The organism is Pseudomonas sp. FeN3W (genome assembly GCA_030263805.2).
GTDB classification, from domain to species: Bacteria; Pseudomonadota; Gammaproteobacteria; order Pseudomonadales; family Pseudomonadaceae; genus Stutzerimonas; species Stutzerimonas stutzeri_G.
On the sequence record CP136010.1, the window covers coordinates 3726896 to 3747112 of the forward strand.

The following is a 20217-nucleotide window of genomic DNA, read 5'->3' on the forward strand; positions in this document are numbered from 1 at the left end:
GGGGGTGACATTGGCGCTCGCCTGGCGCAAGAACCTCGGCCTGCGCGATAGGCTCCACAGGAGTAAGATTTCGCCCACCCCTCGTTGTAACAGGAAAAACTGCATGCGCCCGCTGGTTGCCACGGTCGATCTGACCGCGCTTCGTCACAACTACCTGCTCGCCAAGCAATGCGCCCCGCAGCGCCAGGCTTTTGCCGTGGTCAAGGCCAACGCCTATGGGCATGGTGCACGGGAAGCGGTTACGGCGCTGCGTGAGGTCGCCGATGGCTTTGCCGTGGCCTGCCTGGAAGAAGCGGAAGAGGTTCGCCTCAGCGCGCCCGATGCGCGCATCCTGCTGCTGGAAGGCTGTTTCGAGCCGGCTGAGTATTTGCGTGCCGCCGAGCTTGGGCTGGATGTCGCCATCCAGGATCAGCGGCAGGCCGATTGGCTGCTGGCGGCCGATCTGCCGCGGCCGTTGAATGTGTGGTTGAAGCTGGATTCGGGCATGCACAGGCTGGGCTTCACCCTGCAAGGCCTGCGCGAATGCCATGCCCAGCTCAAGGGCATGGCGCTGGTTGGCGAGCTCAATCTGATCAGTCACTTCGCCTGCGCCGATGAGCGCGGTCATGCCCTGACCGACTTGCAGCTGGAGCGCTACAGTGAATTGCTGGCGCTGGAGTTCGACAACTGCTCGCTGGCCAACTCTGCCGCGGTGTTGACGTTGCCGCAGGCGCACATGGCCTGGATCCGCCCCGGCATCATGCTGTACGGCGCCACGCCGTTCGCCGAACTGAGTGCGCAGGAGCTGGGGTTGCGTCCGGTGATGACGCTGACCGGCGCGCTGATTGCTGTGCGCGATGTGCCCGAGGGTGAAAGCGTCGGCTATGGCGCCAGCTGGGTCGCGCAACGCCCTTCGCGAATCGGCACCGTCAGCTGTGGCTATGCCGATGGTTACCCGCGTACCGCGCCTTCGGGCACCTCGGTGGTGATCCACGGCCAGCGTGTGCCGCTGGCCGGCCGGGTCTCGATGGACATGCTGGCCGTCGATCTGACCGATCTACCGCAGGCGCAGGTGGGGGATGCCGTGGAGTTGTGGGGCGCGCAGATGCCGATCGACGAGCTGGCCCAGGCCTGCGGGACTATCGGCTACGAGCTGCTGACCAAGGTGACCGGACGGGTACCGCGGCGCTACGTCGATTGATCGGCGGGCAGCCGTTGCTCTTGCTGCTGGATCCAGTTCCCGCGTCCTTCATGCTTGGCGCGGTACAGCGCCTCGTCGGCGGCCTTGTAGAGCTGTGAAAGTTCGTCGGCATGGTGCGGAAAGAGGGCCGCTCCTACGCTGACCGTCACCGCCAGGCTGATCTCTCCATAGAGCACTGGCTTGGATAGCTCCTGCAGGAGTCGCTCGGCGATCTGGCCGGCGTCCTGCTCGACGTTCGAGCCGGTCAGCAACACCGCGAACTCATCCCCGCCCAGCCGTGCCGCCATGTCGTTGCTTCGAACCAGACCGTGCAGGCGCTGGCCGAGCGTCCGCAGCAGCAGGTCGCCGGCGTCGTGGCCGTAGCTGTCGTTGATGGGCTTGAAGTGGTCGAGGTCGATGAGCAGCAGGGCGATGGACTCATTGCGGCGCCGGGCATCGCTCAGGGCCATCTCGACGCGCTCGATGAGATAGCGCCGATTGGGCAACTCGGTCAGTGGGTCGTGGAAGGCGGCCTGCTTCAGCTCGACTTCCCTTTCGCTGAGATGCCGGTTGGCTTCGGCGAGTTCGGCGGTGCGGGTTTCCACTGCCAGGCTGAGTTGCTCGGCGCTGGCCTGAACCTGCCTCAGTCGCGCGCTTTTTTCCTGATCGGCATGTTCCAGCGCCGCTGCCCGTTCCTGTTTGAGGATCTGGATGCGGTAGGCCAGCGCGAAGGAGAACAGGATGGACTCGGCGGTCACCGCCAGCGGAAAGAGGTAGGCGTTCCAGGCTGCGGGCTGAACCACGCCTGTGGCGCGCAGCAGAAGCAGATTGACGCTGCCCAGAATCACGCCGAAGCCGAGCAGATAGAGCAATGCGGGGAAATAGCCCTGGCGCCAGCGGCGGAACGAAGCCCACAGTGAGGCGGGAATCGCGGTGAGCGCCAGCGCCACGAATACCCAGGCGCCGAACGCGCGCCAGCCGAAGGCGTTGAGTAGCACGGCGGTGACATAAAGCATCAAGGCGAAGGTCAGCAGGCGGTGCGCCCAGGGCACGAACTGGCGTGTCTGCAACAGCGTCTGGGTGAAGCGGCAGGCGCTGAAGCCCCAGAGTGCCGGGATGCTGATGCGGTCGAGCCAGAAGGGCACCGGGCCGTCCGGCCAGAGGTACTGAAAGCCATGACCGGTCATCGCCAGGATCATCAACAACGCGCCGCTGGTGGTCACCACGTACCAGAAATAGGCTCTGTCGCGCAGGCTGAGAAAGATGAACAAGTTGTACAGCAGCATCGCCAGGATGACGCCGTAGATCAGCCCGAGAAACAGGTTCTCGCCCACCGCCTGTTCCTGCAGGGCAGCGAGCTGCCAGACCTTGAGCGGAAAGGAATTGCCGGCGGGATCGTAGCTGCGCAGGTAGAAGGTCACCGGCTGGCTGTCGCCGAGTTGTGGAAGCCTGAACAGCATGCGTCGATAGGCGTGGTCGCGGCCTTCGTTGAACCCGACCAGCTCGCCGGATTGCCGCTCGGCCCAGCCACCATTGCCGTCCGGCAGATAGATGCGCAGATCTTTCAGGGTCACCGAGCCGACTTCCAGCCACCATTGAGACGGCGCATCGCTTTCCCGTTGCAGACTGACGCGGATCCACCAGGGGTGCGGACTCTGTCCGACGCTGGCCTTGCCTTTGGCTGGCAGAAAGCGCGCCTGTATGTCCGGGCGTTGCAGGTCGTCGATGTTCAACTCCGCCCCGGGGTCGGCCAGCAGCGAGACGTGGGCATTCAGGCCACGGCCACTGTCACTGGCACTGAGGAGGGCGGTTTCGGCATGGGCGGAGCCCAGGCTGCAAAGGCTCAGGAGCAAGGCGAAAAGGACGACGCGCACCAGACACTCCCGGGCTCGAAGCAATGGTTGAGTCGCGCGAGTATAGCGGGCGGCAGTGACACTGCGCGCGCCCGTCGCGAAGGTCGATAAAGACCCTGCGTGGTAGTCGGGCTTGGTTATTTTTTGTGCTATATTCCGCGCCCGTTTTCGTTGTCCCGGTTTCCCGCCATGCACGCTGCCAAGCCCTTGTTCGACTATCCCAAGTACTGGGCCGAGTGTTTCGGTCCGGCGCCGTTCCTGCCGATGAGCAGGGAGGAGATGGATCTGCTCGGCTGGGACTCGTGCGACATCATCATCGTCACCGGTGATGCCTACGTCGATCACCCGTCCTTCGGCATGGCGATCATCGGTCGCCTGCTCGAAGCGCAGGGCTTTCGCGTCGGCATCATCAGCCAGCCGGACTGGCAGAGCAAAGACGACTTCATGAAGCTCGGCGAGCCGAATCTGTTCTTTGGCGTCGCCGCCGGCAACATGGACTCGATGATCAATCGCTACACCGCCGATCGTAAGGTGCGCTCCGATGACGCCTATACGGCGGGCGGGCTGGCCGGCAAGCGGCCGGATCGCGCCAGCCTGGTCTACAGCCAGCGCTGCAAGGAGGCCTACAAGCACGTGCCGGTGGTGCTTGGCGGCATCGAGGCTTCGCTGCGGCGCATCGCCCATTACGACTACTGGTCGGACAAGGTGCGCCGTTCGATCCTGATGGATGCCACGGCGGATGTGCTGCTCTACGGCAACGCCGAGCGTGCCATCGTCGAGGTGGCGCAGCGTCTGGCCCGTGGCGAACCGATCGAAGCGATCACCGACGTGCGCGGCACCGCGTTCATCCGCAAGGATACGCCCGAGGGCTGGTTCGAGATCGACTCCACGCGCATCGACCGTCCGGGTAAGATCGACAAGATCATCAACCCCTACGTCAACACGCAGGACCAGTCCGCCTGCGCCATCGAGAAGGACAAAGGGCCGCAGGACGACCCGAACGAGGCCAGGCCGGTCGAGCTGCTGCCGCACCCGAAACTCGAGCGTGACCGCACCGTGATCCGTCTGCCATCGTTCGAAAAGGTGCGCAACGACCCGGCGCTGTATGCCCATGCCAACCGCGTGCTGCACCTGGAGACCAATCCCGGCAATGCCCGTGCGCTGGTCCAGCGCCACGACGACCGTGAGTTGTGGCTCAACCCGCCGCCGATTCCGCTGACCACCGAGGAAATGGATTACGTGTTCGCCGCGCCATACGCGCGCGTGCCGCACCCGGCGTATGAGGGCGCGAAGATTCCGGCCTACGAGATGATCCGCTTCTCGGTGAACATCATGCGCGGCTGTTTCGGCGGCTGTACCTTCTGCTCGATCACCGAGCACGAGGGACGCATCATCCAGAGCCGCTCCCACGAGTCGATCCTGCACGAGATCGAGGAAATGAAGAACGTGCCGGGCTTTACCGGTGTGGTCTCCGACCTCGGCGGGCCGACGGCCAACATGTACCGCCTGGCCTGCAAGAGCCACGACATCGAGAAGCACTGCCGCAAGCCGTCCTGCGTGTTCCCCGGGATCTGCGAGAACCTCGATACCGACCACAGTTCGCTGATCGAGCTGTACCGCAAGGCGCGTGCGCTGCCGGGCGTGAAGAAGATCCTGATCGCCTCCGGCCTGCGTTACGACCTCGCCGTCGAGTCGCCGGAGTATGTCAAGGAGCTGGTCACCCACCATGTCGGCGGTTACCTGAAGATCGCGCCGGAGCACACCGAGCGTGGTCCGCTGGACAAGATGATGAAGCCGGGCATCGGCACCTATGACCGCTTCAAGCGCATGTTCGAGAAGTACTCGAAAGAGGCGGGCAAGGAGCAGTACCTGATTCCCTACTTCATTGCCGCGCACCCCGGCACCACCGACGAGGACATGATGAACCTCGCCCTGTGGCTGAAGGCCAACGGCTTCCGCGCCGATCAGGTACAGGCGTTCTACCCGTCGCCGATGGCCTCGGCCACCGCCATGTACCACACCGGCAAGAACCCGCTGCGCAAGGTGACCTACAAGAGCGAAGGCGTCACCGTGGTCAAGAGCGAGGAGCAGCGTCGTCTGCACAAGGCTTTCCTCCGTTATCACGATCCGAAGGGTTGGCCGCTCTTGCGCGAGGCGCTGATCCGCATGGGCCGCGCCGACCTGATTGGCAGCGGCAAGCACCAGCTGATCCCGGCGCACCAGCCGGCCACCGAGGGTTATCAGAGCGCGCGGCGCAAGAATTCCACGCCGGTCGGCAGCAAGAAGGCCGGGCAGGGCGGCAAGATCCTCACCCAGCACAACGGCCTGCCGCCGCGCAGCCATGACGGCAATGCCTGGGACAAGCGCGAGCAGGCCAAGGCCGCGGCCGAAGCCCGGCGCAAGGCGCAAAAGAGCGGCAAGCCGGCGGGCAAGGGTGGCAAGCCGCAGCGCCCGGTCGCACCCCGTTAGCTATAGAGGTTCCTCGACATAAGAAAACGGAGCGCCAGGCTCCGTTTTTTTTCAGAACCTGAACGCCTGGGTCGCACGATCCAGTTCGCTTCCCAGCTGCAGCATCTGCGCACTCTGCTCGCGACCCCGGCTGATGTGGTTCAGATTGGCGTCGCCGAGTTGATGGATGCGTTCGCTGTGTCCGCGAATCTCGCCCACCGCTTCGCCCTGCTGGGCGGTCGCCTGGGCGATCTGTTCGGCCATGCGGCTGATGGTGGCGATGGTCGAGACGATCTCGTCCAGCGCCTGATCGGCACTTTCGGCGAGGTTCGCCGTGCTTTGCGCATGCTCGACCTGGCTGCGCATCGCCTCGACTGACTGCCGTGCCGCCAGTTGCAGGCGACCGATCAGTTGCTGGATCTCCTCGGTGGCACCGCTGGTGCGCTGCGCCAGAGAGCGCACTTCATCGGCCACCACGGCGAAACCACGGCCATGACCGCCGGCGCGGGCGGCCTCGATGGCGGCGTTCAGCGCGAGCAGGTTGGTCTGCTCGGCGATGGCGCGGATCACCGTCAGCACATTGCCGATGGTGGTGGTCTCATCGGCAAGGCGTTCGATCGCCGCCGCATTGTCCTGCACTTCGCTGACCAGCCCATGCAGCCCGGTCAGGCTCTGGCCGATCACCTGCTGACCCTGATGCACGGCGCGCGCCGCAGCTCGACTCGCCTCGGCGGCTTCTCCAGCCCCATCGGCGACCTGCTGGATAGTGGCCTCCAGTTCGCTCAGCGAATCGCGTATCTGTGCAGTATCGCCAGTCTGGCGCTGCGCGCCTTCGTGCAGGTCGCTGCTCATTTCGTCGAGGCTGCGGCTGCTGGCGGCGACCTGGGTCGCCTGCTGGCGCAAGGTGCCGACCAGGTCCAGCAGGTAGTTGCGCAGGCGATTGAGCGAGCTTTCGATATCGGCGATCTCGCGGATTTTCGACTCGATCCGTGCATCGCTGGCGAAGTCACCCTCGGCCCATGCCGAGAGTGCCGGCACCAGCTGGCCGAGGGCGCGGGTCAGCTGGCGTTGCAGACGATCGATGGCCAGGGCGATCAGCAGAATGAGCATGATGATGCCGACCTGCAGCATGCGCACCTCGGCCTGGATACGACCATGCTCGGCGCGCACCGCCGGTTCCAGTTCGGCCAGCGCCTGCTGCACGGCGTCGATCTTGCTGGCGCTGCTCTGCAACAGCTCGCTGCGCTGACGGATCAGCTGGCGAGTGCGCTGCAGCTCGGCCGGGTAGCGCTTGATCAGGCTGATCAGCTCGCGCTTGAGCGTGATGCCCTGGTCTTCACTGGTCTGCTCCGCGGCAGCGCCGAGGTCGAGCAGGGCGGCGAAATTGCTCGCGGCCGACTGCTCGGCTGCGAGCACACCAAGTAGCGGCAGTGCCTCGAGCTTTGCCGCGTCCTGTTCGAGGTTAAGCAGGGTCTGCTCGACTTCGCTGGCCAGCTCATCCCGCCCGGAGGCGACCAGCTTGCCCCGTGCGTGGCTGAGCCGTAGCAGCTGTTGCCCGGCCGAGAACAGCGGCTGTTGATAGTGTCGTGCGCTCGGATGATCGGCTCCTGCCTGGTAGGCGTCGAGCTGCGACAGCGCTCCGGCCATTTCGCGCTCTGCCTGCAGCAGCAAGCCCTGCGGGTCGCCGGCGAGCTTGCCGGCCGCGAGCAGATCATTGGCAGTGAAGCGGATCAGTTCTTCAAGGCTGGGGCGTAGCCTTTCCGCCAAGCCATCGGGCAGCTCTGCAATGTCACGCTGGAGATCGACGAGCGCCTGCTGCGCCTGGCTATGACGCAGTGCGTCACCGCTGGCGAGATAGCCCTGAATATTTTCCGCTGCCTGATGCTGGAACTGTTGAGACAGTCCCAGGTAACGCGCCATGAGCAGGTAGGGGCGCTCCATGGCTCGCTCGGACCACCAGAGCGTGGCACCCAGGGCGAGACAGACTGCAATGAGCAGCAGGGTGTTGAGAGTGGTGAGCGACTTCAGGCGCATCCTCGCCTCGCAGGGCTGTGCAGGAGGCTAGGACTCTATGGCAATCCGATGTCAGTCATGTGACAGCCGCGGCGTGGCCGAGAACTGCCGGCCTAGGTTGGGTTGAGCGCAGCGAAGCCCAACAAGGGGATGTCGACCGTCGGTGCGAGTTGGGCTTTGTCGCTTCGCTCCGCAACCCGACCTACGAAAAGCGTCGGATCACTGGAACCGCTCGACGCGGTTGCGGCCGCCATGCTTGGCGCGATACAGCGCTTCGTCGGCCTGTTGGGTGAGGGTCTTGACCTCGGCATCGCCGGCCAGCTCGGTGATACCGCAGCTGAAGGTGCAACTGAGGTCGTGGGGCTGGGCTGGAAAGCGAATCTCCGCGAAGCGCTGGCGGATTTCATCGAGTACCTTGCAGGCGGCGTCCGCCGGCGTGTCCGGCAGCACCACGGCGAACTCTTCACCGCCGTAGCGGCCGATGTGATCGGTCTTGCGCAGACGCTGTTTCAGGAACAGCGCCAGGCTCTTGATCACCCGGTCGCCCATGGGATGGCCAAAGGTGTCGTTGACCTGCTTGAAGTGGTCGATATCCAGCATGGCGAAGCTCAGCGGGCTGTTGTCGCGGCGCGCACGGAAGCGAGCATCCTCGAGCAGCTGCAGGCTGTGGGTGTGGTTGTACAGCCCGGTCAGGCTGTCGCGGACGATGCGTGCCTTCAGGCTTCTGGCGCGGGTCGCGCGCGTGCGCACGGTGGCGATCAGGTGGCTGGGCTTGATCGGCTTGGTGAGGAAGTCGTCGCCGCCTTCGCCCATGGCGTCGAGCTGCTTGTCCAGGTCGTCCTCGGCCGAAAGGTAGATGATCGGCACGCTGACATAGCGCTCGTGCTGACGAATCACCTTGGCCAGTTCGGTGCCCAGGCACTCGGGCATGTACATGTCGAGGATGATCAGGTCCGGTTGAAACTCGGCCAGGGCACCGATGGCCTGAATCGGCTCGATCAGCGTCTGGGTGACGATGCCGGCGTTGTTCAGCACCCGCTCGGTGTGAGTGGCCTGGGCCCGGGAGTCGTCGATGATCAGCACGCGGATCGGTTCGTAGTGCGCCGTACGGGTGAAGATCTCGATCTTCTCCAGCAGGCTGCTGGCGTCGAGGGTGCCGGTGAAGAACTCCAGGCCACCGGCGCGCACCGCGGCCAGGCGCGTCGGTGTATCGGTTTCCAAATGGCTGAAGAACAGCATCGGCAGCTTCGATTCAAGCCCCTGCTGGACCTGTTCGGCCAAGCGCAGTCCTTCGCTCGGACCGTTGAAATCGACTTCCATTACGATCGCGGCTGGATGGCGGCGATGCATCGCAGTGCGGAAAGCCGCGACACTGCTGAACGCCTGTGCGGACATGCTGAAGAAGTCCAGCTGGCGTACCAGATGTTCGGCGCGCTGCTGATCCTGCAGGGCGATGTATACCGGTTTGCTCAGCGGCGGCATAAATGACTGGTTATGCGGATCGCTGTGACGCAACCCGGTACGCGCAAGGCGGTAGATCAGCTGGCTGAGGGTGGAGATGGTGCCGCTGGAGAGACGGCCGCGGTTGTCCCGGATGTCGCTCAGGCAGTCTTCGATGCTCAGCGCGAGCTCGCTGTGCTCGGTCTGCTCGAAGCGGTCGGCGAAGCGCCGCAGCCGCGTCGTCGCTTCGGTCAGGGCAGCGTGGTAATCCTCGTTCCATTCGCTGCGTTGCAATTGCTGCCAAACCTCCAGCACTTCGCGTGCCTGGTGGATGACCCGCTGGGCGAAATGCTGCTTGAGCTCTTCCTGATCAGACATCGCGATTCTTCCCGGTGCACAGGGTGCGCTGCCCTGGCTTTATGGTGGCGGCATGCTATCACTGCGGCGATGCTTTGGAAGTCCCACTGTGCGGTAGTGGTTCTCAATTTGGCGCTGAGTGAGCAGGGGCCCTGCGTTATAGTAAAGGCATGTCAGCGCAACGTCTCCGACGTCGTGCGGTCGAACCCCAGAACTCGCGAGAAGGACACATTGCCCATGTTGGACTGGAAGAATCGCTTCGCTCGTCTCGGCCGCTCGAGTGGCCCTTCCAGTGGGATCGGGCGACGGGAGGGCAATCCACTCCTGCTGGTTCTCGCCGTCCTGCTGGGCGTGTACCTGCTGGTAACCCTCTTGCTTGGCTGGTACTGGAGTCGCGAACCCGATCTGTTTCCCGTGCAGCAGAGCGCTCGCCAGGCGGCCGAGGCTTCGCAGCGGCAGTTGGTCAGCGGCTATACGACGGTGGAAACGCTCAAGCGCGTTGCCAGTACCTTGCTGGACAAGCCCGGTGGCTACTTGAGCAACGATATCGCGCCGCCCGGGCTGTGGCTGGACAACATGCCGAGCTGGGAGTACGGCGTGCTGGTGCAGGTTCGCGATCTTTCCCGTGCGTTGCGCAAGGATTTCGCCCGCTCGCAGTCGCAGTCGACCGAGGATTCCGACCTGGCCAAGGCCGAGCCGTTGTTCAACTTCGACAATCGCAGCTGGGCGCTGCCGGCCTCCGAGTCTGAGTACCGCAACGCCATTCGCGGTCTGGATCGCTACCTGGCTCGGCTCAGCGATCCGCAGCCCAAGGCGCTGTTCTACACCCGTGCCGACAACCTGAACAACTGGCTGGGCGACGCTGCCACGCGGCTCGGCTCGCTGTCCCAGCGCCTCTCCGCCAGCGTCGGCCGGGTGCGTCTGGATGCTGACGTCGCCCCCGAACAGGAGCGCACAGGTATCGTGCCGCAGGTCAAGGAACAGGTCGTTGAAACGCCGTGGTTGCAGATCGACAACGTCTTCTTCGAGGCCCGCGGCCAGGCATGGGCCTTGTCGCATCTGCTGCGCGCGATCGAGGTTGATTTCGCCGACGTGCTGGCGAAGAAGAATGCCACCATCAGCGTTCGACAGATCATTCGTGAGCTGGAAGCCGCTCAGGAGCCGCTGTGGAGTCCGATGGTGCTCAACGGCAGCGGTTACGGTGTGCTGGCCAATCACTCGCTGGTGATGGCCAATTACATATCCCGCGCCAATGCGGCGATCATCGATCTGCGCAACCTGCTGTCGCAGGGATAGACGGGCAGCCTCAAGCCTCAGGCGGCAAGTAAAAGCGGCGCGGCAGCGTAGGCCAGGTCACGCTTCACCGACCCGGCGAGCGTAGGGTGGATGTAAAAAACGACATCCACCCTACGCTGGCTTGCAGCTTGCAGCTTGCAGCTTGCAGCTTGCAGCTTGCAGCTCAATCCAATCCGAGCTTCTTCAATCGATAGCGCATCGAGCGAAAGGTCAGGCCCAGGCGTTGGGCCGCCGCGGTGCGGTTCCAGCGGGTTTCCTCCAGCGCCTGCATGATCAGCTTGCGCTCGATCTCTTCCAGGTGATCTTCAAGATTGTCGATCTGCGCCAGGCTGGCTTCGCCGTTCTCCGGCAGGCCCGGGCTGTCGGCCAGGCGCAGGTCGCCAGCCTTGATCTCATCGTCTTCGCAAAGTGTGTAGGCGCGCTCGAGCATGTTCTCCAGCTCGCGAACGTTGCCCGGGAAGCGATAGCTTTCCAGCTTGGCCAGAGCTTCCGGGTGCAGGCGAGCGCTGTTGTCACCGCACTCTGCGGCAAGGCGTCGAAGCATGGCGTCGGCGAGCAGGCCGATGTCTTCGCGACGCTCGCGCAGAGGTGGCACGCGCAGTTCGATGACATTCAGGCGGTAATACAGATCCTGGCGGAAACGACCAGCGGCCACTTCGCTGGCGAGGTCTTTGTGAGTGGCGCAGAGGATGCGCACGTCGACCATCACTTCCTGAGCGCCGCCGACCGCGCGTACGGCCTTTTCCTGGATCGCGCGTAGCAGCTTGACCTGCATCGGCAGCGGCAGGTCGGCCACCTCGTCAAGGAACAGTGTGCCGCCATTGGCGGCCTGAAACAGACCAGGCTTGTCCTCGATGGCGCCACTGAAGCTGCCTTTCTTGTGGCCGAAGAACTCGCTTTCCATGAGCTCCGACGGGATCGCGCCGCAGTTGACCGGCACAAAGGGTTTTTCGCTGCGAGGGCCCTGCTCGTGAATCAGGCGGGCCACCAGCTCCTTGCCACTGCCGGACTCGCCGCTGATATAGACCGGCGCCTGGCTACGGGCGAGCTTGCCGATCTGCTTGCGTAGCGTCTTCATGGGCGGCGAGCTGCCCAGCAACCGGTTGTCCACTGGCATTTCCGCCGTGGGCGCACGCAGGCGCAGGGCGGTGCCGACCAGCTCGCGCAGGCGGTTGAGGTCCACCGGTTTGGTGAGGAAGTCGAATGCCCCGGCCTTGAGCGCGCCGATGGCGGTATCCAGGCTGCCGTATGCGGTGATCATCGCCACCGGCAGCTGCGGGTGCTGCTGCTGGATGTATTGCACCAGCTCCAGACCGCTGCCATCGGGCAGGCGCATATCGGTAAGGCACAGGTCGTAATGCTCGCGGGCCAGGCACTCGCGCGCTTCCTTGAGATTGCGAGCGCTGCGGGTATCGAGTTTCATGCGGCCAAGAGTGATTTCCAGCAGTTCGCGGATATCCGGCTCGTCATCGATGATCAGTGCTTTTTGGCGCGCGGTCATGGTCCTGCTCTTGATTCGTGAAGCGATGGTCGCCGGGGATGGCGGCTGACGAGCATGTTAACTCCGCCGGCGGTGTCGTGGCTGTCGCTTTGATCGATGTGTGATGTGTTGCCGGCAACCGGTCGGCGAGGCTCAGCTCGCCTTACGTGGGTGGGCGAAGACGATGCGAAAGCAGCTGCCGCCTTCGGCACGCTCGCGATAGTCCAGGCGCGCCTGATTGCTCTCGCACAGCTCGCGAGAGATATATAGCCCCAGCCCGGTGCCTTTGCTTTCGGTGGTGAAGAACGGCTCGAAGATGTTGTGCAGTTGCTCGGCCGCGATTCCTGGGCCGTCATCGAGTACTTCGACGATAGGCAGGTCGCTGGCTTCGTCACGGAACAGGCGCAGCCAGACCTGTGCCTGCGAGTTCTGCTGACCGCTGTAGCGCAGCCCGTTCTGAACCAGGTTGGTCAGCACCTGGGTCAGCTGATTGGGATCCATGCGGGTCTGCAGCGAGCTGCCGACGGTATCCAGGTGCAGGGTCTGCTGCGGGCTCAGCCCCTGGCGGAACTCGCTCGCGAAACGATGCAGCCAGTACTTCAGGTCCAGCAGCTGGGGTTCGGCCTGGCGCCGCCGGGAGAGCTGGAGGACGTTCTCGATCACCAGGTTCATCCGCCGCGAATGATCCTGGATGATCTGTGCCAGGCGGCGGTCTGGGCCATCCAGTTCTTCGGATTCCTGCAGCAGCTGCGCGGCATGGCTGATGGCGCCCAGTGGATTGCGGATTTCATGGGCGATGCTGGCCGTGAGGCGGCCGAGGGAGGCGAGCTTGAGCTGCTGTGCCTTCTGTGCGATCTGCGAGATGTCTTCGAGAAACACCAGCGTGTCGAGTTTGTTGCCGTGCTGTAGCGCGGCGAAGCTCGGCTGCAGCGTTGGGCCGCCAGGTGTTGCCCTGAGGTTCGGTGGGCGCAGGGTAGGGTTGCCTCGCCACTGTTGCAGTGCCTTGAGCAGCTCCGGGCAGCGTGGTGCGAGGCGCTCGCCTGCCAGTGAGTCCTGGCCGAGCAGTTGCAGTGCACCCTGATTGGCGAGTAGAACGCGTTCCTGGGGATCCAGCACCATGATGCCGGTGCGCATGCGCTGGAGGATCAGCGCGTTGAGCGCCTCCAGATTCGCTACCTCTTCCGCACGCTGGCGCGCCAGCGTCTCGCTGACCTGCAGGCGACGAGCCAGCCCCTGAACCAGGAAGGCGGCTGCAAAGCAGAGCGTGCCGAGCGCGCTGGCCTGAACGTACTGACTGCTGGCTTCTGGGCGTTGGATGCTGAGATAGAAGGTCAGATAGATCAGGCCCGTCGCAGCAACCGCGGCGATGAAGAAGCCCACCCTGCCACGCAGCAATATGTTGGCGATGGCGACGGCGACGATCAGCAGGTTGCCGATACCGCTCGGGGTGCCACCGCCGAAGTAGAACAGACCGGACAGCAGGATGACGTCCATCAGCGCCAGTCCGAGTACGGGCAGATCGCGCTCCGGGCTCTGCACCAGCACGGCAACGATGATGTTGAGGATCAGATAGAGCCAGGCACCGTACTGAAAGAGCTGCGGGTTGCTCATCTCCAGCAGGTCGTTGTGCAGGTCGGCGCTGATCAGCAGAACCAGCGCCAGACCGATGGTCAGACGATAGAGATGGTACAGGCGGAGGATCCGCCGCCCCTGATCGCCAAAGAAGGTGAGGTTTTCAGTGCCCACCAGGAGTGCTGTCCTGCTCCAGGTGAGCGCGGCTGCAGTACCAGCGGTCCTGCGACTGCAGCGCCTGGTCCTGCGGGACATGCACGCCGCACTGGGCGCAGCGCACCATGGGCAGGGTGGTGTGTCGAGGCTTGGGCGCGACCTTCTTTTGCGCGAAACGGCGCCAGAGCCAGAACGCGGCGCCAATCAGTGCGATCCAGAACAGCAGTCGAAACAGACCCATATCGATTCCTTCCTGATTAAGCGTGGTGGCCTGCGATCAATCGAACCCGGCCACTGCCGGCCCGTCTCGCTGCCGTAGCGCCGAGGGCAAGCTCGGCGCTACGGCAGCCGGTCAGCTGTTAGTCGAACAGGCCGAAGGTCAGGCGGCTCCACCAGGAGCGCTCTTCGCCTTGCTGTTCTGCTTCCTTGAGTACCGGGCGAAGCTCTTCGGGGAGGTCCTGAGCGGCCGTTTCATACTGGCGGAGCACATCGCGATTGGCGCGCGAGGTGTCCGGGCGGGGAGCCTCGCCTTCGATAAGGCCGAGGGTGGCCTTGCTCAGCCAGCTGCGGTTGTCGTCTTCCGTCTCGACAGGGGTGAACTTGCCGTCTTCGAGCGTGGCGTGGTCCGGGTAATTGAGCTGCAGGGTCTGCAGACTGGTTTCGGCGAGGTCGTCGAGGCCCAGGCGCTGGTAGGCCTCGGTCATCACGGCAAGCCCGTCGGCCACGGCCGGCGTGCCCTGAAAGTTCTCCACGACATAACGGCCGCGGTTGGCTGCGGCGACGTAGGCCTGGCGCTTGAGGTAGTAGTGGGCGACGTGGATCTCGTTGGCCGCCAGCAGGTTGCGTAGGTAGACCATGCGCGCCTTGGCGTCGGGCGAATAGCGGCTGTTGGGGTAGCGGCTGGTGAGCTGGGCGAATTCGTTGAACGAGTCGCGTGCGGCGCCGGGGTCGCGCTTGGTCATGTCCAGCGGCAGGAAGCGGGCCAGCAGGCCGCGGTCCTGATCGAAGGAGGCCAGGCCCTTGAGGTAGTAGGCGTAATCGACGTTCGGATGCTGCGGATGCAGGCGGATGAAACGCTCGGCGGCCGAGCGCGCGGCTTCCGGCTCGACATTGCGGTAATAGGCGTAGATCAGTTCGAGTTGCGCCTGCTCGGCGAAACGCCCGAACGGATAGCGCGACTCCAGGGCCTTGAGTTTGCTGATGGCGCTGGTGTAGCTCTTGTTGTCCAGGTCGGCCTGTGCTTGCTGGTACAGCTCGACTTCACCCAGATTCTCGTCGACGGTTTCGTTGGATGAACAGGCGGCGGTGAGGGCGAGAATGGCGATCAGCAGCAGGTGTTTCACTTGCATGGCGGCTTGCGTCCCTGTGACGGCTGGCTGTCTCGCGCGGAGCCGTCCTGTTATGATGAGCGCCCCGGTGCGCCGGGACAAAGACGCCGTATTTAAACACAAGCGTGTAGCCGAAACCAAAGGCCGCTCCGCCATCTGCGGTCCCTGGGCCCGTCCGTTACCAACGGAGGTTGCCCGCCTCTCTCAGACGAACCTACTCTCGCCGTATGTCCACGACTTCCAAACAGGCCATCCAACTCCGTGCCGAAGTGCCGTTCGACCTTGGCGGGCAACGTCTCGACCAGGTCGCGGCGCAGCTCTTTTCCGAACACTCGCGCTCACGTCTCGCAGCCTGGATCAAGGATGGTCTGCTCACCGTGGATGGCGCCGTGCTGCGCCCTCGCGACACCGTGCATGCCGGTGCCGTGCTCGAGCTGAGTGCTGAACAGCAGGCGCAGGGCGAGTGGGTCGCGCAGGACATTCCGCTCGAGATCGTCTACGAGGACGATCAGATTCTCGTCATCGACAAGCCGGCCGGGCTGGTCGTGCATCCCGCCGCGGGCCACGCCGATGGCACGCTGCTCAATGCATTGCTGCATCACGTGCCGGACCTGATCAACGTTCCGCGTGCCGGCATCGTTCATCGCCTGGACAAGGACACTACCGGTCTGATGGTCGTGGCCAAGACGCTACAGGCGCAGACCCGGCTGGTCGAGCAGCTGCAGGCGCGCAGCGTCAGCCGCATCTACGAGGCGATCGTCATCGGTGTGATCATCACCGGTGGTACGGTCGACGCGCCGATCGGTCGGCACGGCCAGCAGCGCCAGCGCATGGCGGTGGTTGAGGGCGGCAAGCCGGCGGTCAGCCATTACCGCGTGCTCGAGCGCTTCCGCTCGCACACCCATGTGCGGGTCAAGCTGGAAACCGGGCGTACCCACCAGATTCGCGTGCACATGACCCATCTTGGCTATCCGCTGGTCGGTGACCCGCTGTATTCGGGACGTTTTCGCATTCCACCGGCAGCGAACCCGACATTGGTGCAAACGCTTCGCGAGTTCCCCCGCCAGGCACTGCACGCGCGCTTCCTCGAGCTGGATCATCCGGTCACCGGCGAGCGGTTGAAATGGGAGTCGCCATTGCCGGATGACTTCGTCTGGCTGCTGACGCTGCTGCAGCAGGACCGCGAGGCCTTCGTCGGGTGAGCGCATGGGGCGATGACTGGCTCGTGCCGGAATGGCCTGCTCCGCCCGGTGTTCGCGCCTGTGTGACCACACGGCAGGACGGTGTCAGTCGTGCCCCGTTCGACAGCTTCAATCTGGGTGACCACGTCGGTGATGAGCCGTCGGCGGTGGCCTGGAATCGCCAGCACCTTCGGGATGTGCTCGGTTGCCAGCCAGTCTGGCTGGAGCAGGTGCATTCGAGTGTGGCTGTCCAGGCCGCTCCGGGAAGTCGCGCGACTGCCGATGCCAGCTGGAGCGAGACGCCGGGCCTGGCTTGTGCGGTGTTGACTGCGGACTGCCTGCCGGTACTTTTCTGTAATCGTGCTGCGACCCGCGTCGCCGCGGCCCATGCCGGCTGGCGTGGACTTGCCGGTGGCGTGCTCGAGGCGACGCTCGAAGCGCTGGCGGTGCCTGCCGATGAGCTGCTGGTGTGGTTGGGGCCGGCGATCGGGCCGGCGGCATTCGAAGTCGGTCCCGAAGTGCGCGAGGCATTTCTCGCGCAGCATTCGTCGGCTGCCTCGGCGTTTGTTGCAAGCCGCAACGCGGGGCGCTTCATGGCGGATCTCTACCGGCTGGCGCGTATCCGCCTGGCTGCCGCGGGCGTCGGCGCGGTCTACGGTGGCGGTCTGTGCACCTTCAGCGATCCGCGCTTCTATTCCTATCGACGTGCCGCGCGCACCGGCCGCTTCGCCAGCCTGATCTGGCTCGAGTGACATTGGCGTGCTAGCGGTGCACAGCAGGCGCTGACTCTGTAGTCCCGGCATGACCTGCATCAATGTCAGCCACCTTGAATCTCCAACAATCATCCTCATCTATGCTGCATCTCGCAGGTTTCGTATATGGCGCGGTTCATGGCGCCGGCCTGCTTCACATGAGGATGAACATCCATGCGTATCGATCGTTTGACCAGCAAGCTTCAGCTTGCGCTCTCCGATGCCCAGTCCATTGCCGTCGGCCTGGATCACCCCTCCATCGAGCCGTTGCATCTGATGCAGGCGCTGCTCGAGCAGCAGGGCGGTTCGATCAAGCCGTTGCTGATGCAGGTCGGCTTCGACATCGCAGCGCTGCGTCAGGCGCTGACCAAAGAGCTCGATCAGCTGCCGAAGCTGCAGAACCCCACTGGCGACATGAATCTTTCGCAGGACCTGGCGCGTCTGCTCAATCAGGCTGACCGTCTCGCCCAGCAGAAGGGTGACCAGTACATTTCCAGTGAGCTGGTGCTGCTTGCTGCGCTGGACAGCAACACTCGCTTGGGCAAGCTGCTGCTGGCTCAGGGCGTAAGCAAGAAAGCGCTGGAGAACGCCATCAGCAATCTGCGCGGCGGCGATGCGGTCAACGACCCCAACGCCGAGGAATCGCGGCAGGCGCTGGACAAGTACACCGTGGACATGACCAAGCGCGCCGAGGACGGCAAGCTCGACCCGGTGATCGGCCGTGACGACGAGATCCGTCGCACCATCCAGGTGCTACAGCGGCGGACCAAGAACAACCCGGTACTGATCGGTGAGCCGGGCGTGGGCAAGACCGCCATCGTCGAGGGTTTGGCCCAGCGCATCGTCAACGGCGAGGTGCCCGACGGCCTCAAGGACAAGCGCCTGCTGGCGCTGGACATGGGCGCGCTGATCGCCGGGGCCAAGTTCCGCGGCGAGTTCGAGGAGCGCCTCAAGGCGGTGCTCAACGAGCTTTCCAAGCAGGAAGGCCGTGTCATCCTGTTCATCGACGAGCTGCATACCATGGTCGGCGCGGGCAAGGCCGAAGGTGCCATGGACGCCGGCAACATGCTCAAGCCGGCGCTGGCGCGTGGTGAACTGCACTGCGTGGGTGCCACTACTCTCGATGAATACCGCCAGTACATCGAGAAGGATGCCGCGCTGGAGCGCCGCTTCCAGAAAGTGCTGGTCGACGAGCCGAGCGAGGAAGACACCATCGCCATTCTTCGCGGCCTCAAGGAGCGCTACGAAGTGCACCATGGCGTGACCATCACCGATGGCGCCATCATCGCCGCGGCCAAGCTCAGCCATCGCTATATCACCGATCGTCAGCTGCCGGACAAGGCCATCGACCTGATCGACGAGGCCGCCAGCCGTATCCGCATGGAGATCGACTCCAAGCCGGAAGAACTCGATCGTCTGGATCGTCGTCTGATCCAGCTGAAAATCGAGCGTGAGGCACTGAAGAAGGAAGACGACGAGGCCACCAAGAAACGCCTGGCCAAGCTGGAAGACGACATCGCCAAGCTGGAGCGCGAGTACGCCGATCTGGAAGAGATCTGGAAGTCGGAGAAAGCCGAGGTGCAGGGTTCGGCGCAGATCCAGCAGAAGATCGAACAGGCCAAGGCCGAGCTCGAAGCGGCGCGGCGCAAGGGTGATCTGGCGCGCATGGCCGAGCTGCAGTACGGCATCATTCCGGACCTCGAGCGAAGCCTGGAGATGGTCGATCAGCACGGCAAGAAAGAGAACCAGCTGCTGCGCAACAAGGTGACCGACGAGGAGATCGCCGAGGTGGTCTCCAAATGGACCGGCATTCCGGTCTCGAAGATGCTCGAAGGCGAGCGCGACAAGCTGCTGCGCATGGAAGACATGCTGCACACCCGCGTCATCGGCCAGCACGAAGCCGTGGTGGCCGTCTCCAATGCCGTGCGTCGCTCGCGCGCCGGCCTGGCTGACCCGAATCGTCCGAGTGGCTCGTTCCTCTTTCTCGGCCCGACCGGGGTGGGCAAGACCGAGCTGTGCAAGGCGCTGGCCGAATTCCTCTTCGATACCGAGGAGGCGATGATCCGCATCGACATGTCCGAGTTCATGGAGAAGCACTCCGTTGCGCGCCTGATCGGTGCGCCACCGGGCTACGTCGGCTATGAGGAGGGCGGCTACCTGACGGAGGCGGTGCGTCGCAAACCCTACTCGGTGGTGCTGATGGACGAGGTGGAGAAGGCCCATCCGGACGTGTTCAACGTGCTGCTGCAGGTGCTCGAGGATGGTCGTCTGACCGACAGCCACGGGCGGACCGTGGACTTCAAGAACACCGTGATCGTGATGACCTCCAACCTGGGCTCTGCACAGATTCAGGAGTTGGTCGGTGATCCCGATGCGCAGCGGGCTGCGGTAATGGATGCAGTGGCGCATCACTTCCGGCCGGAGTTCATCAACCGTATCGACGAGGTGGTGGTGTTCGATCCGCTCGGTCGCGAGCAGATCGCCGGTATCGCCGACATCCAACTCGGCCGTCTTCGCAAGCGTCTGGCCGAGCGCGAACTGAGCCTGGAGCTCAGCCAGGAGGCGATGGACAAGCTGATCGCCGTCGGCTATGACCCGGTCTACGGAGCGCGGCCACTCAAGCGAGCGATCCAGCGCTGGATCGAGAACCCGCTGGCGCAGCAGATACTCGCGGGTCAGTTCGCCCCGGGCATCAGCGTCAAGGCTCGGGTCGAGGACGAGCAGATCGTCTTCGATTGAGCGACGTGGTTTCCTGCGGGGATACGCCACGCCCCGCAGGTAACCGCATGGGGGGGGCGATTTCGCGGGCTGCGCTGGGCGAGCGCAAAGTGTTGTCAGGAATCGCATTTTTGGGCTTGACAGGCGGGCCGGGAACCGTAAAATGGCGCGCCTCTGAGGCGGTAACGTAACGCTGAAGAGCTGGAATTGAAGTTGTTCCGCGATAGCTCAGTCGGTAGAGCAAATGACTGTTAATCATTGGGTCCCAGGTTCGAGTCCTGGTCGCGGAGCCAAATTCCAATCGGGGTATAGCGCAGTCCGGTAGCGCGCCTGCTTTGGGAGCAGGATGTCGGGAGTTCGAATCCCCCTACCCCGACCATTTTTGGGTCGTTAGCTCAGTTGGTAGAGCAGTTGGCTTTTAACCAATTGGTCGTAGGTTCGAATCCTACACGACCCACCATACG

General features: G+C 64.0%; 13 protein-coding genes and 3 tRNA genes. 9 read left to right on the plus strand and 7 right to left on the minus strand.

The features are described from left to right. Positions 1-103 precede the first annotated feature (103 nt). Positions 104-1180: an alanine racemase gene (gene alr / locus P5704_017585; protein ID WOF77831.1), complete on the plus strand. Its 1077-nt coding sequence runs from the start codon at positions 104-106 to the stop codon at positions 1178-1180. Here alr and P5704_017590 read toward each other — a convergent pair. After that, positions 1168-3033: a diguanylate cyclase gene (locus P5704_017590; protein WOF77832.1), complete on the minus strand. Its 1866-nt coding sequence runs from the start codon at positions 3031-3033 to the stop codon at positions 1168-1170. The two genes, alr and P5704_017590, sit on opposite strands and share 13 nt — an antisense overlap. Positions 3034-3201: 168 nt before the next feature. Here P5704_017590 and P5704_017595 point away from each other — a divergent pair, with 168 nt between their 5' ends. After that, entirely contained in the window at positions 3202-5481 is a 2280-nt protein-coding gene (locus P5704_017595) for a YgiQ family radical SAM protein (GenBank protein WOF77833.1), read from the plus strand. A 51-nt stretch (positions 5482-5532) separates the two neighbouring features. Here P5704_017595 and P5704_017600 read toward each other — a convergent pair whose 3' ends face one another. Together P5704_017600 and P5704_017605 are read right to left on the minus strand one after the other, a co-directional pair. Further along, positions 5533-7494, minus strand: a complete 1962-nt coding sequence (locus tag P5704_017600) for a methyl-accepting chemotaxis protein (protein ID WOF77834.1) — start codon at positions 7492-7494, stop codon at positions 5533-5535. Positions 7495-7692: 198 nt separating this feature from the next. Next, complete coding sequence (locus tag P5704_017605; protein WOF77835.1) at positions 7693-9291, minus strand: PleD family two-component system response regulator; 1599 nt, start codon at positions 9289-9291, stop codon at positions 7693-7695. Positions 9292-9507: 216 nt separating this feature from the next. Here P5704_017605 and P5704_017610 point away from each other — a divergent pair, with 216 nt between their 5' ends. Next, entirely contained in the window at positions 9508-10566 is a 1059-nt protein-coding gene (locus P5704_017610; protein ID WOF77836.1) for a DUF2333 family protein, read from the plus strand. A gap of 163 nt (positions 10567-10729) precedes the next feature. Here the strand turns inward: P5704_017610 and P5704_017615 are convergent, their stop codons facing one another. From P5704_017615 to P5704_017630, 4 genes are all read right to left on the minus strand, one after another. Next, positions 10730-12067: a sigma-54 dependent transcriptional regulator gene (locus P5704_017615; GenBank protein WOF77837.1), complete on the minus strand. Its 1338-nt coding sequence runs from the start codon at positions 12065-12067 to the stop codon at positions 10730-10732. Between the two features lie 132 nt (positions 12068-12199). Further along, the gene (locus tag P5704_017620; protein ID WOF77838.1) at positions 12200-13792 is read right to left on the minus strand and encodes an ATP-binding protein; all 1593 of its coding nucleotides are present in this window, start codon (positions 13790-13792) and stop codon (positions 12200-12202) included. Beyond that, positions 13782-14015, minus strand: coding sequence for a PP0621 family protein (locus P5704_017625; GenBank protein ID WOF77839.1), 234 nt, complete (start codon positions 14013-14015; stop codon positions 13782-13784). The genes P5704_017620 and P5704_017625 overlap by 11 nt, the downstream gene beginning before the upstream one ends. A gap of 118 nt (positions 14016-14133) precedes the next feature. Next, the gene (locus P5704_017630; GenBank protein WOF77840.1) at positions 14134-15123 is read right to left on the minus strand and encodes an outer membrane protein assembly factor BamD; all 990 of its coding nucleotides are present in this window, start codon (positions 15121-15123) and stop codon (positions 14134-14136) included. Between the two features lie 206 nt (positions 15124-15329). Here P5704_017630 and rluD point away from each other — a divergent pair, with 206 nt between their 5' ends. From rluD to P5704_017660, 6 genes are all read left to right on the plus strand, one after another. Next, positions 15330-16304, plus strand: a complete 975-nt coding sequence (gene rluD / locus P5704_017635) for a 23S rRNA pseudouridine(1911/1915/1917) synthase RluD (protein WOF77841.1) — start codon at positions 15330-15332, stop codon at positions 16302-16304. Beyond that, complete coding sequence (pgeF, locus tag P5704_017640) at positions 16301-17035, plus strand: peptidoglycan editing factor PgeF (GenBank protein WOF77842.1); 735 nt, start codon at positions 16301-16303, stop codon at positions 17033-17035. The genes rluD and pgeF overlap by 4 nt, the downstream gene beginning before the upstream one ends. Before the next feature lie 174 nt (positions 17036-17209). Beyond that, a complete protein-coding gene (gene clpB, locus P5704_017645; protein ID WOF77843.1) occupies positions 17210-19774 on the plus strand; it encodes an ATP-dependent chaperone ClpB in 2565 nt (854 codons plus the stop codon). 196 nt (positions 19775-19970) lie between these two features. After that, positions 19971-20046, plus strand: a tRNA-Asn gene (locus P5704_017650). Positions 20047-20055: 9 nt separating this feature from the next. Next, positions 20056-20132: transfer RNA gene (locus P5704_017655), tRNA-Pro, on the plus strand. A 5-nt stretch (positions 20133-20137) separates the two neighbouring features. Continuing rightward, positions 20138-20213 (plus strand) — tRNA-Lys (locus P5704_017660). The last annotated feature ends 4 nt before the right edge of the window (positions 20214-20217 follow it).